Source organism: Oceanobacillus sojae, assembly GCF_900162665.1.
In the GTDB taxonomy this organism is placed as follows: Bacteria; Bacillota; Bacilli; order Bacillales; family Amphibacillaceae; genus Oceanobacillus; species Oceanobacillus sojae_A.
This window is the reverse complement of the sequence record NZ_LT727810.1, coordinates 79,694-91,750: the sequence shown is the minus strand read 5'-3', so window position 1 is coordinate 91,750 and position 12,057 is coordinate 79,694. Positions and strand designations below refer to the sequence as shown.

Annotated in this window: 12 protein-coding genes; 1 reads left to right on the top strand and 11 read right to left on the bottom strand. The window is 36.5% G+C overall.

Annotated features, from left to right (window positions below):
- The 5 genes from BN1068_RS04255 to BN1068_RS04235 are packed head-to-tail and all read right to left on the bottom strand — an operon-like array spanning position 1 to position 5,706.
- Positions 1-843 carry an ABC transporter permease gene (locus BN1068_RS04255; RefSeq protein ID WP_077601600.1) on the bottom strand — a complete coding sequence of 281 codons (843 nt, stop codon included), beginning with the start codon at positions 841-843 and terminating at the stop codon, positions 1-3.
- Positions 840-1,772 carry an ABC transporter permease gene (locus tag BN1068_RS04250; protein ID WP_077601599.1) on the bottom strand — a complete coding sequence of 311 codons (933 nt, stop codon included), beginning with the start codon at positions 1,770-1,772 and terminating at the stop codon, positions 840-842. The genes BN1068_RS04255 and BN1068_RS04250 overlap by 4 nt, the downstream gene beginning before the upstream one ends.
- Before the next feature lie 15 nt (positions 1,773-1,787).
- Positions 1,788-3,311 carry an ABC transporter substrate-binding protein gene (locus BN1068_RS04245; RefSeq protein WP_077601598.1) on the bottom strand — a complete coding sequence of 508 codons (1,524 nt, stop codon included), beginning with the start codon at positions 3,309-3,311 and terminating at the stop codon, positions 1,788-1,790.
- A 16-nt stretch (positions 3,312-3,327) separates the two neighbouring features.
- Complete coding sequence (locus BN1068_RS04240) at positions 3,328-4,485, bottom strand: M24 family metallopeptidase (RefSeq protein ID WP_077601597.1); 1,158 nt, start codon at positions 4,483-4,485, stop codon at positions 3,328-3,330.
- Positions 4,486-4,506: 21 nt separating this feature from the next.
- Positions 4,507-5,706 (bottom strand): trans-sulfuration enzyme family protein, encoded by a 1,200-nt coding sequence (locus tag BN1068_RS04235; protein WP_077601596.1) that lies wholly within the window; start codon positions 5,704-5,706, stop codon positions 4,507-4,509.
- A gap of 295 nt (positions 5,707-6,001) precedes the next feature.
- On the opposite strand from BN1068_RS04235, the gene BN1068_RS04230 reads away from it, so the two are divergent.
- Complete coding sequence (locus BN1068_RS04230) at positions 6,002-6,322, top strand: helix-turn-helix domain-containing protein (protein WP_077601595.1); 321 nt, start codon at positions 6,002-6,004, stop codon at positions 6,320-6,322.
- Positions 6,323-6,660: 338 nt separating this feature from the next.
- On the opposite strand, the gene BN1068_RS04225 is transcribed toward BN1068_RS04230, so the two are convergent.
- The 6 genes from BN1068_RS04225 to BN1068_RS04200 all read right to left on the bottom strand — a co-directional run bounded on the left by BN1068_RS04225 (position 6,661) and on the right by BN1068_RS04200 (position 12,032).
- A complete protein-coding gene (locus BN1068_RS04225) occupies positions 6,661-7,464 on the bottom strand; it encodes a BtpA/SgcQ family protein (protein ID WP_217697300.1) in 804 nt (267 codons plus the stop codon).
- Positions 7,465-7,467: 3 nt separating this feature from the next.
- Positions 7,468-8,448, bottom strand: a complete 981-nt coding sequence (locus tag BN1068_RS04220; protein WP_077601594.1) for an IF-2B domain-containing protein — start codon at positions 8,446-8,448, stop codon at positions 7,468-7,470.
- Between the two features lie 129 nt (positions 8,449-8,577).
- Entirely contained in the window at positions 8,578-9,537 is a 960-nt protein-coding gene (locus BN1068_RS04215) for a ribokinase (RefSeq protein WP_175637067.1), read from the bottom strand.
- Between the two features lie 61 nt (positions 9,538-9,598).
- Positions 9,599-10,399 carry an energy-coupling factor ABC transporter ATP-binding protein gene (locus BN1068_RS04210; protein ID WP_077601592.1) on the bottom strand — a complete coding sequence of 267 codons (801 nt, stop codon included), beginning with the start codon at positions 10,397-10,399 and terminating at the stop codon, positions 9,599-9,601.
- On the bottom strand, positions 10,390-11,250 hold the full coding sequence (locus BN1068_RS04205) for an energy-coupling factor ABC transporter ATP-binding protein (protein ID WP_077601591.1): 861 nt from the start codon (positions 11,248-11,250) through the stop codon (positions 10,390-10,392). The genes BN1068_RS04210 and BN1068_RS04205 overlap by 10 nt, the downstream gene beginning before the upstream one ends.
- Entirely contained in the window at positions 11,247-12,032 is a 786-nt protein-coding gene (locus BN1068_RS04200) for an energy-coupling factor transporter transmembrane component T (protein ID WP_175637066.1), read from the bottom strand. The genes BN1068_RS04205 and BN1068_RS04200 overlap by 4 nt, the downstream gene beginning before the upstream one ends.
- Positions 12,033-12,057: the final 25 nt, after the last annotated feature.

Here is a 12,057-nt window from a genome sequence, read left to right as displayed (position 1 = left end):
CTACTTTTCAACATATTTAGGATCGAAATAATCTCTCAACCAATCCCCAAACAGATTGATTCCCAGCACCGTAATCGTAATTGCCAACCCAGGAAAAATAGCATTCCATGGATTGGAAATAATCAACGTTCTTGCTTCAGCTAGCATCTTTCCCCATGTCGGTACTTCAGCCGGCACACCAAGTCCTAAGAAACTCAACGCAGACTCAAGAAGAATTAAATTCGCCATTTCTAACGTTGCGATAACGATGAGCACGTTTGCAATATTCGGCAGGATATGAAGGACAATAATTCGAAAATTGTTCGCTCCAATGGAATGTGTAGCTTCTATAAAATCATTTTCCTTCACATGTAATACTTCACCTCTAATCACTCGGGCTAAATTGACACCTGTGGCAAATCCGGCAACAATAATAATATTGAAAACACTCGGTCCTGTAATAGCGATAACAAAGATGGCTAACAAGATAAAAGGAAATGCTAATACGATATCGACTAGTCGCATTAATATCGCATCTACTTTTCCACCATAGTACCCGCTGATTGCTCCAATAACAGTTCCGATAATTAATGCAAGGAGGGTTCCAAATAATGAGACAATCAAAGATACCCTGCTCCCATGAATAATCCTGCTTAATACGTCCCTGCCTAACTCATCCGAACCCAGGATAAAGCTGCTATTACCATTCTCATCCCACACTGGAGGCAGCAGTTTACTTTCAATATGTTGGTCCTCCGGGGAATATGGTGCAATAAATTCTGCAAATACCGCAAATAAGACAACCAGTATTAGAACCAAAACAGAAAATAATGCTACTTTATTTTTTACTATTTGACGAATCATTTTGAACTTCCCTTCATCAATCTAACCCGCGGGTTAATTATTGAATATAAAATATCAACAAGAAGATTGATAACAACGTATATACTGGCGATTAATATAACCACAGCCTGCACAACGGCAAAGTCACGATTATTGATGGACTGTACTACTAACCGGCCAATGCCTGGCCACGAAAAAACAGTTTCAACAATCATGGAACCAGCCAGCAGCCCGGCAACCTGTATCCCTAATACGGTTAATATGGCAGTGACTGCATTTTTGAATGCATGCTTCCATACAATTTTTCTTTTTGATAACCCTTTCGATGTAGCAACCTGTATATAATCTTTGCTTAATACCTCCAGCATAGAAGATCGCAGCAGTCTTACCGTTGTAGCCGCTGAGTATAGTCCCAAGGTGATAGATGGCAATACTAAGTGTCTAAAACTGCCCGTTCCCTGCGTAGGAAATAGATTTAATTGAACGGCAAATACGATAATTAAAAGCAGTCCTGCCCAAAAAACCGGCATGCATTGACCGATCAATGCGAAAATCCGTACAATATAATCACTTGCTTTCCCGCTTTTTAAAGCGGAGTATACGCCAGCTGGTATGCCAATGATTAATGTGAACAAGAAGCTGAATAACGTTAATTGAATAGTGGCAGGCAACCGTTCAAAAATAACACCGGTTACCGCTTCTTTATAATAATAGGATGTACCAAAGTCACCTTGAAAAATGTTTTTTAAATAGATTCCAAACTGAGCGACAAGGGATTTGTCCAAGCCTAATTGCTCTGTATATATTTCCACCATTTCTTCTGAAGCACCAGGCGGCAGCAAGACATCGATTGGATTACCAGACAAACGGAGTGTAAAAAATACAATGACTAAAACACCTAATAATACAATGAGCGATTGTAATAATCTTTTTAAAATATAATGGAACAAGAATATCACTCCAGTTTATTCATTTTTTTCAATGTCTTCCAGAAGAATGAGTTCATCTCCTCTTGGCGTATAATTTGTGTACGCACTACTTAAAACATTGGACGCATACTCTTGATATAGAAATATTGCCGGTGCTATATCGTAAATATTATTTTGATAGTCCTGCCATAGCTGTTCAGACTTTTCTTCATCCATTTCACTATTCGCAGCAACTCTTAATTCATCCATTTCACTGTTAAAGAAGGTAGAATATCTTTGTACTGATCCAAAGCCAATTCGAGACATTAATTCGGATGAATTATAAGCACCGCCAATATTAAAGAAATATAGATCGGATATGGTTCCTGCAGCAACTTCTTCACGCATTAACACATTTTCTTTCTGAACAACTTCTACATTGACACCAATCTCGCGAATCATATCTGCTACTGCCTCTACAACAGGCAGCTGTTTTGTATTTGCTGCAATAGCTAACTCAAGACTTTCTCCATCATATCCTGACTCTTCTAATAATTCTTTTGCTTTTTCTACGTCATATGCATACGGCTCAATACCACTGTTGTAGCCATTAAAGTGACTTAGAAATATTGCTGGTATAGTCTCGCCATTTCCTTCTAATAAGTTTTCGATAATGGAATCGACATTCACGGCATAGTTTAGTGCTTTTCTAAATGACTCATTTTGAATCAGTTCACTGTCTTTTCTCATATTGAAGCCAATATAACTCACTCGGGTAGTTGGAAAGGATTCCACGACCAAATTTTCTGCTTGTTCTAATCGATTGAGCTGATTAATTGATACATCTGTAATCAGATCCACCTCACCAGATTCAAGAGCTGCAATACGTGATGATTCTTCTGGAATCGGTTTAAACGTCAATTCTTTAATATTTACTTTCCCTTTGAAATAGTCATCGTATCTCTCATACTTTACATGAGCATCTTTTGCATATTCTTGAAACTTAAAAGGCCCTGTACCAATTGGATTTTCTGCAAAGTACTCATCGCCATTTTCTTCAATATATTCTTTGGGTACCATTGATAAATAAATGAGGCTGAGCGGCGTTCCATTATTCGGCTCTTTTGTAATAATATTCACCGTATAGTCGTCCACAATTTCCACGCTATCAATAAATAAGTAGTCACTGGTTAATCCAAATTGTTTGGAAGTATCCAGCATCCTTTCCACACTGTACTTTACTGTTTCTGCATTGAACTCCTCTCCATTGTGGAATGCCACATTCTCACGCAGCTTAAATTGCCATGTCAGTTCATCAATACGTTCAAATGATTCTGCTAGATCACCTTGCACCTCTCCTTCAGGGCTCGTTCTTGTTAAGGCATTAAACATTTGATAGATTACTGTCGCAGAAGTAGTACTGGTTCCGTTAAATGGCTCAATTGCCTGCGTATCAATTGGTAATGCAAAAGTAAAAGACTCAATTTCATCACTGCCTGTTTTTTCTGCATCTGATTCATTGCTGCTGCATCCTATCAAAAACATGCATACGAATGCGAAAATCAGGAATTTTTTCAACATGTTATCCTCTCCACCCTCAAATAAGTAATGTTCCTCTATCCGTTTTAGTAAGTATTTCAAATGAATCTTCCGTAACAACGACGGTGTCGGAATGCCGTACTCCACCCCATGTTTTTTCCATTAATCCCGGTTCCACAGTCAAGACCATTCCCTTTTCAAGAATGATATGATTGGCTGCTTCAATCGATGGATACTCATGCGGATGTAATCCAATACCATGTCCCACTCTTCCAGGCAATATTTCCTCAAATCCAAATTGAATAAACTGTTCTTTTGCATATTCATATAAGCTGGAAAACGTATTTCCAGGTTTTAGATTTTCGAATATCGCTTCTCTTGCATGCAGCATTGCTTCATATGCCCTTTCCTTGTAATCGCTTACGTTTTTAGAAATTAATGTTCTTTCATTCTCTGCATGATATCCACCAATTGTTGCCCATACCATCGGCAGTAAAATATCAGCTGTATCTACCTCTATCTTCTGAGGACAGTCACATCCATAAGATATTCGCTGATTCGTTAAAAGCCAACAATGAAGATCATCTATGATTCCGCCCTGCTTACCACCAAATCCAGAAATTTCATAATCACTATAAGACTGCTCCCATAGCTTTCTCATAACATACTGCCCTTCTGTTGTAATCTCTATTTCATTTGCTCCGGCATGAACCAACTCAATCATTTTTTCCATGGATGCATCTGCTAGTTTAGAAGCAATACGAATTCTATTAATCTCTTCTTCATCCTTTACAAGCATGGCATTTTTAATAACTTCACCAACATCTACAAATTCACAATTACTGCGATGTTCTTTCCATTTCTTAATAAACTGATAAGGCGTACTCTCAAAATCAATACCGATTCTTAATTTCTCTTTGGAAGCATTCATTAGCAACAATAAACTTGGGATAAACGCTTTATGAACAAATGCTGTATTTCCCCAGTGCCCATGAGCAAATATTTGAGAAGACTCTAAAAAGGAATCTTTTTTGGCATGTTCGTAACGAATACTGTGCGTGAGCAAACTTACTTTACTATCCTCTGCTGAAATAACGATGGCATTATCATGATGATTTAACACTGGATTAAAACCTGAAAAATAATAAACAAACTCCGGTTTCAATAAAATAACAACATCAATGTCTGTATTTGAAAAAATAGCTGCCCGGTTCACTAGATAATTCTCCTCCCTTTCTTACACTAGTGTTGATAGAGTTTTACTATGAATACGCACGTTATAAAGCGCATTTTCAATATCTGAAATGATATCTTCCACGTTTTCTAAACCAATGGATAGTCTTATCAAACCTTCCGTTACACCATGATAGCTTTGACTTTCCAATGACATCGCACTATGCGTCATGGAGGAAGGATGTTGAACTAATGTTTCCGGATCGCCTAAACTGTAGGATATTTTAAGCATTTCTAACGCATTGATAAATTTAAAAATATTCTCCCTGTCTGTATCCAATTCAAATGAAACAATCCCGCCAGTGCCATACATTTGATCCTTTAAATCTTCGGTAATCTTTGGATAATGGACTTTATGTACTTTGGAATGATTTTGCAGGAATTCCGCTACCTTTTTAGCATTAGCTTCATGCTTCTCCATCCGAACGCCTAGCGTCTTCAGTCCCCGGATAATAAAGTACGCATCCCAGCTGCTTAGATTTTGGCCTAAATCCCCCATTACTTTTCTTCGCATTTCGTCAATAATGGTTTTATTAGCTACGACAATCCCACCTAACACATCTCCATGCCCATTTAAATATTTCGTTGCACTATGGATAACAATATCTGCTCCGTTATCTAACGGTCTTTGGAAAATAGGCGTCATAAATGTATTATCGACGATTAATTTCAGCCCGTGGGCATGACATACATCTGCTACATGACGGATATTCAATATTTGTAAAGCAGGATTGGATGGCGTTTCTATGAAAATACATTTGGTATTGGACTTTATGTGCTTCTCAATTGTTTTCGCAGTAGTCATATCAATATAATCGAACTGAATATGAAATCTTTCTCCTATGTTTTTTAAAAAGCTATATGTGCCGCCATAAATATCTTTGGTCACTAAGATATGGTCACCTGCATTGACGCAATATAAAATAGCACTTGAAATAGCGGCCATTCCACTGCTTACCGATAAAGCGCTTTCACTATTTTCCAGAAAAGATATCTTCTCCTCTAATTCCATTGTCGTTGGATTACTATACCTTCCATAATATTCCTGGTTATCTTCTCTTTTAACAGCTTGGATTGCACTTTCAATTGTTGCGAATTCATATGCTACGGACGGTGTTACGGAATGCGTTATGGATTGTTGTAATCGGTATTTTGATATTTCTACTTTAGGGTGAATAAGATTTGTTGAATTAATTTTTGACATTTAATTAATTGCTCCTTGTTTTTTAATTTAGTTAATGAAAATTTCTATTTTATAGTACACATCATAAGAAGGTAAATGCGGTTTCTGAAAGTCACTCTTTTGTGTCAACCCAAATTTATCACTCTCCTATTTTCAAAAAATATTCTGACATTTAAAATTCTTTCAACACACATTTCGTGTGTTATTCACTTATAATAATAGAATAATTCGTAATTGTCAACACGTTTCGTGTGTTTTATTAGATATCCCCTCGATTTGTGTTACGTTTTCTGCAAAATAAGATAGAGGTGGTACCATGAAAGGATTTGGCTTGCGTTTACAAAATCTTAGAGAAAAATATGATTATTCCAAAACAGAGATGAGTTCGAAACTTGGTTTTACCGACAACGTATATGGTTCTTATGAAAGAGGCGATAGAAGACCTTCATTGGAAACTATTATTGAGCTAGCAGATATTTTTGATGTTTCTATTGACTATTTAATTCGTGGCAAGGAGTATCAATCTAAAGATGAAGAAATGCCTGAAGATGTAGCACAGCTTTTGCATATTATTAAGGAACTTGGCGATGAACCACGGAGAAAATTATTGGAGTTTTTAAGGCTGATGCAGGGATAAAGTGGGATCAGTAAAGGACAGATATTCCATAAGCAGGTTATTTCATACATTGGTGTGATAAAGCCTGCTTTTTTCTATATGATATGGAAATTCCATAACAGCTTATTTCTAAACATTTTGTCTTTATATATAATCCCTACTGATAAATAACTTTATAAGTCACCGTGTTATTTTCTGCTGGAGTACCCTTATGCTTAAAGTTATTTTCAATACAAAATTAATAATTACACATGTATAGGCCCGCAAAAATTTTATAAACAATAAAATTTTTGCGGGCTATTTTCATTATAAACCAGTCGATTTCATCATTATTTTGATAGCTATCCTTCTCTTAAAATCTAAACTCCACTTACCGCACCTTTAGCACGCTTTACCTCATCCATAAAAATCTTCGCACGCTTAGGGTCTATTGGATTCTTCATATCCCCATTCTTAATCCAGGTAGCCACACATACACCATCGTAATGCTGCAGCAGTTCATAGACATTTTCTCCTGTTGCGCCTCCGCCTAAGAATATTGGTGTGTCTTTCACTTTTGTCCTTGCCTTTTTTACTAACTCTAAACTCTCGCTTGGACTCTTCCCTGCAATAAATAGACCATCTGCAAATGCCTCATGTACAGATTCCCATGCTGCATCTTGAATAGGCTTTGCTCCTAAAGGTACACCATGTACCTCATATACATCTGCAAATACTGGGACATCGCTTTTTATTCTTTTTCTAAGTTCGTTTATTTCTACACATTGCGCTTCCAGTAACCCTGCACTTGTTACTTCTACACCGGTAAACAGATGTTCCACTCTTACAAAATCTGCGCCAATTGCGTCTGCTACTGATAAGCCTGCTACTCCATCCCAGTTCATCAACACACCTAATACCTGATCAGGGAACTCCCTTTTTATCGCATCTCCTATTTGAGTCATATAAGCGATAGCTTCCGGCGAAGCAATTTGTTTAATTGGCATATCATTCATATTTTGGAGGACGATTCCGTCAAAACCATTCTCCAGCACCATTTCGGTTTCTTTTAAGGAATGATCAATTATCTCCGTTATTTTTTTATTAGTATGTCTATAGCTCCCCGGTAATGGATCAGGCTGAACCATGGACAACGCTAGACCTTTTGTATTTATTCTACTCACTAGTTATTCCCCCTTCAAGCTATCATGAAATTTTTTACTATTGTTAAATAATTGATTAGCAGGAATGATTCCTTCTTCAGTAATTATTGCGGTTATATATTTTGGCTCAACGCCAAGCAATTCCGGACAATTAAAGTCGATCTTGCTTTTTAGATTTGAATCCCAATTAGAGGCTAATTCCTCTGTTAAATCATTTATTTTTAGCTGCTTTTTATAGCCATATATCGCTCTTATATCAACTTTTATCATTGGGGTCAGCACGTATAGTGGAATATTGAATTCTTTACATACTAATCCAACGATATCTGAACCTGTTGTATTAAAAGTTGTACCATCTGGATAAAAAGTTTCCGCACCGAAAAACGCTCCATCACATCCCTTTAAATAGTACATAATGGCTGCGTCCGGGATAAATTTAATCTGATGACCAGCTTCTCGGCACGCTTCTATAAAGGGATAACCACCATTAATTATTCTGCTTTCCGGTATAACGATAGTATAATTTTTATTTTCATTGTTTAAGTTTTGCAGCCATTTATTTACCGTACTAGAGTAATCAAAAACCATGATTGTATTCATGGATGAAGCAGCTTCAACCCCATACTTCACTACTTTATTTATTGCTTTCTCTGATTGAATCAGATAATTATTCTTTTTTTGGATGATAAGTTTCGACGCTTCTTCCACATCTAAGTTTCTTACTTCATCAATATTTTTTATCATAATATTAATGGCATTACTAATTGCCTGACTGGCTGCACCTCTTGTTTCAATGAAGTATTGGGAAAGGGTTTTGATTTTATCTACTACACTATGTACGGAAGCATGATTCTTTTCTCCGATTAACGCAATAGATTCAATCATATCGCCTATCATACTAATATGCTTGCTGGCTCCTAGCACCCTTTGATAAACGATATCATCAAATGCTTGTATACTTTGTTCATCATCTAATGTTTGTCTGGCATCTTCTACTTCTATCATATTTACATCCGTTCCTTTCACTTCGATTCAAATACAAAATAGCATACAATAATTTTGTATCTATTTCTCTTATCGTAGTTTCCAATGTCATAACTATTTTTTCACTGTCTTTTTTAAAGTGGTAACTTTTTATTTAGAAATATTTAGTTGATGAAAATCAAATTCTTCTTTATTAATAAATTGCTCATACTCTGCTAAAGAAGGTAAGGATGTAATAGCTCCTTGTTTCGTAACAGAAAGCGCTGCAACATTTACTGCATTTTTTACCGAGTTATCCAAATCACCACTTCTAATCCAGAAAAAAGATACAGCGCCTACAAAACAATCTCCAGCTCCTGTTGTGTCTACCACATTTACTTTAGAAGCAGGGTAATGTTTAATTATATCTCCCGTCTTAAAAACCGCTCCTTCCCCGCCTAAAGTGATAACAATATTATCGATACCTATTTGGGAAATGATTTCTACTGCCTCTTTAGCTGAATCAACAGAATTCACATCCATACCTGATAAAAATGAGGATTCGGGTTCATTGACAATTAATAAATCAACTAATTTCAAAACTTCGGAATCAATATCTACAATTGGAGCTAAATTTAAGATGATTTTTTTACCTAAATCAGAGGCCATTTGAATCGTATATTCTCCGACTTGTTTATCCATCTCCAGTTGAAGAACTACTCCTTCCGCCCGCTTTAATTTATCTAACGAATGCGTAACATCCTCTTCTGTTAAAATAGCATTCGCACCTTTATAGGTAACAATTGAATTATTACCAGATTGATCCACACTTACCATCGCAATACCGGTTTGAATCCCTGGTGAAATCAATACATTCTCATCATCAACGCCAGCCTGAGCTAATTCATTTTTCATCACTGTTCCAATATGGTCATCACCAACACGTCCGACCATTGCTGTTGTTGCCGTTAATTTTGCTGCTGTAATTACCTGATTTGCTGCTTTCCCGCCAGGTCCTATATTAAAAGAATTCGAAGCAACAGTCTCACCAGGTTTCGGCAATTTATCTACATAACCAACATAATCCATATTTAAGCTTCCATAAACAACCAAGTCATATTTATTTTCCACTTGTTTCATTCCCTTTGCATATAGTTTTTTGCTATTATACTGCATTCATTAGAGAAACCCGCTATAATCGGGTAAGATATTCCAGTAACTCATGCCTAAATAAAATCTTATTATCGCTCCCTATATCTTCTGCTAATTCTCCTATTTGCGGTTTGCTAATATTTGATTCTGCTACAATATCATTATTCCAAAATATATTTCTTGCAGAATCATCCGCTATAATACGTTTATTGGCCATTGCAATCACTCTTGAAAAATTGTCTGCAACAAATTCCATATCATGAGTAATGGTGATAACGCTCCTGCCTTCCCCCTGTAAGATATTCATCAATTCGGCAAGCCGATTAATCCCATTAATATCTTGTCCGGCGGTTGGTTCGTCTAAAATCAAGTAGGGGGTATCCAGTGCAACAAAAACAGCAATAGTAACAAATTTTCTAATCGAGTAAGGAATATCGAAAGGTTTCATATCCATATATTGCTGAATACCTGTCAGCTCAGCCGCCCGTTCTACCCGTTTATTAATTTCTTCATCGGTCAGTTTAGAATGTTTAAAAGAATATTCCAGTTCAGCCTTCACTGTATTGTTAAAAATTTGATCGTCAGGATTCTGAAACACATAGCCTACATATTGGGAAATTTGAGCTACAGTTTTATCTTTAGTATTTGTACCATCTACTAATACATCTCCTTTGGTAGGCTTGTGCAATCCATTCAATAACTTTACCGCTGTTGTTTTCCCGGCACCATTTTGTCCGACAATCGCAACACGTTCGCCTTTTTCAATAGTAAAATGAAGGTTTTCATTTGCTACATAGCCATTTGGATAAGCAAAAGAGACATCTTTAACTTCTAATGACATATCTTTTCACTACCTTTTTTCAGAATTTGCTCCCTTGCTTGAGATCTTGTAATAGCAAAGGTATCGAAAGGTTTGCCTTGTTCCTTCATATCATTACTCAGCAAGGCAATTTGTGGAATATTCACACCTTCATTTAATAAATTCACGTCGGAAAATACGTCACTGGTTTTTCCATTCGTAATTAACTCTCCTTGTTTAATAACTAAAACTTCATCCGCATATTCAGCTATTAAATCAATTTTATGTTCCACAAGAAGAATCGTTTTGCCCTGCTCTTTTAATAAATGAATAATCTCAAATATATCGGATGTACCCTTCGGATCTAACTGGGAAGTTGGTTCATCGATTACAAGAATGTCTGTTTCCATCGCAATAATGGAGGCAAAAGCAACTCGTTGCCGCTGCCCGCCAGAAAGTTTATTTGGATTGTTTTTAACTAAATGTTCTATTTTTAGCTGTTTAACAACATTAATGACTCTATCAATAATTTCTTCTCTTTCCACGCCTAAATTCTCTAACCCTAAAGCAATTTCTTCAAAAACCGTTTCTTTGATGCCGCTGATTTGGGTGAAAGGGTTCTGAAATATATATCCAATCGTTGAAGCTAATGCGCTGCTTTCCCACTCACGGATCTCTTTTCCTTTAATAAAAACCTCTCCCGTCAAATCCCCTCCATAAAAACTGGGAATCAGACCTTTTATTAAATCGCAAAAAGTTGTTTTTCCACCGCCATTTTCACCGATAATGCCATAAAGTTTACCTTCTTCAAAAGCATAATTAATATTTTTCAAAGCATCTGCTTCAGCCAGCGGATATCTATAAGATACATTTTTCAATTCAATATAACTCATAATACAACCCCCAAAATAATCAGACCCAAAATAAGAATGTCCACTAGTATCACCAATATTTTTTCCAAAGCTGGTGTAGGACGAAGAAAACGCAAATGCGTATTAGGATTGGCAGATGAGAATGCTCTAGCATCCATGGCAATTGTTTTTTCCTCCGCCCCAGAAATTGCCCCCAAGAATAGTGGACTTAGAACAGGGACAAATGCTTTGATTCGGACAAACACATTCCCCTCTGTCTCGATCCCTCTGGACCTTTGTGAATCCATAATGACTTTTGTTTTATCCTTTAAATCAATAATCAACTGTAGCGATGACAAAATCATGAAACTAACATTGTGCGGCACGCCGATTTTTTCTAAGGAATAGGTTAAATCCTCTGCTTTTATCGTCACCGTACAAAGGACAAGAATTCCGCAAACGACTAACATAATCGTCGCGTATTGAATACCTAAGTCAATTCCTTCCTGTGTAATATTAATAATTCCATAATTAAATATCATATTTTCACCCGGCCAAAAGATAGCACGCACAATGAAAAAGAAAGGACCAATAACCAAACCAAGTTTCAGAAATGGACCGATAAAACTTTTGAAACAGCCGGCTGCAACCGCTAACAAAATAAATACCAAGGTTATCACAACGTTCACTTGCCAATGCTGAAAGAATAACGTAATTAATCCTAAAGCTATATAGATATTAATTTTGTTCAAAGGATTCAAATTTAAAAGCCAATTCTTACTTAATTGTGGACTACGATAAGAATTTATAAATGTCTCGTCCATCATGCACCCCTCCTGAACAATCCGT

Excerpts from the sequence above, each read along its gene's own strand:
- BN1068_RS04255 (WP_077601600.1), bottom strand. The coding sequence starts at position 843 with ATGATTCGTCAAATAGTAAAAAATAAAGTAGCATTATTTTCTGTTTTG.
- BN1068_RS04205 (WP_077601591.1), bottom strand. The coding sequence starts at position 11,250 with ATGAGTTATATTGAATTGAAAAATGTATCTTATAGATATCCGCTGGCT.
- BN1068_RS04220 (WP_077601594.1), bottom strand. The coding sequence starts at position 8,448 with ATGATAGAAGTAGAAGATGCCAGACAAACATTAGATGATGAACAAAGT.
- BN1068_RS04230 (WP_077601595.1), top strand. The coding sequence starts at position 6,002 with ATGAAAGGATTTGGCTTGCGTTTACAAAATCTTAGAGAAAAATATGAT.
- BN1068_RS04210 (WP_077601592.1), bottom strand. The coding sequence starts at position 10,399 with ATGTCATTAGAAGTTAAAGATGTCTCTTTTGCTTATCCAAATGGCTAT.
- BN1068_RS04245 (WP_077601598.1), bottom strand. The coding sequence starts at position 3,311 with ATGTTGAAAAAATTCCTGATTTTCGCATTCGTATGCATGTTTTTGATA.
- BN1068_RS04200 (WP_175637066.1), bottom strand. The coding sequence starts at position 12,032 with ATGGACGAGACATTTATAAATTCTTATCGTAGTCCACAATTAAGTAAG.
- BN1068_RS04235 (WP_077601596.1), bottom strand. The coding sequence starts at position 5,706 with ATGTCAAAAATTAATTCAACAAATCTTATTCACCCTAAAGTAGAAATA.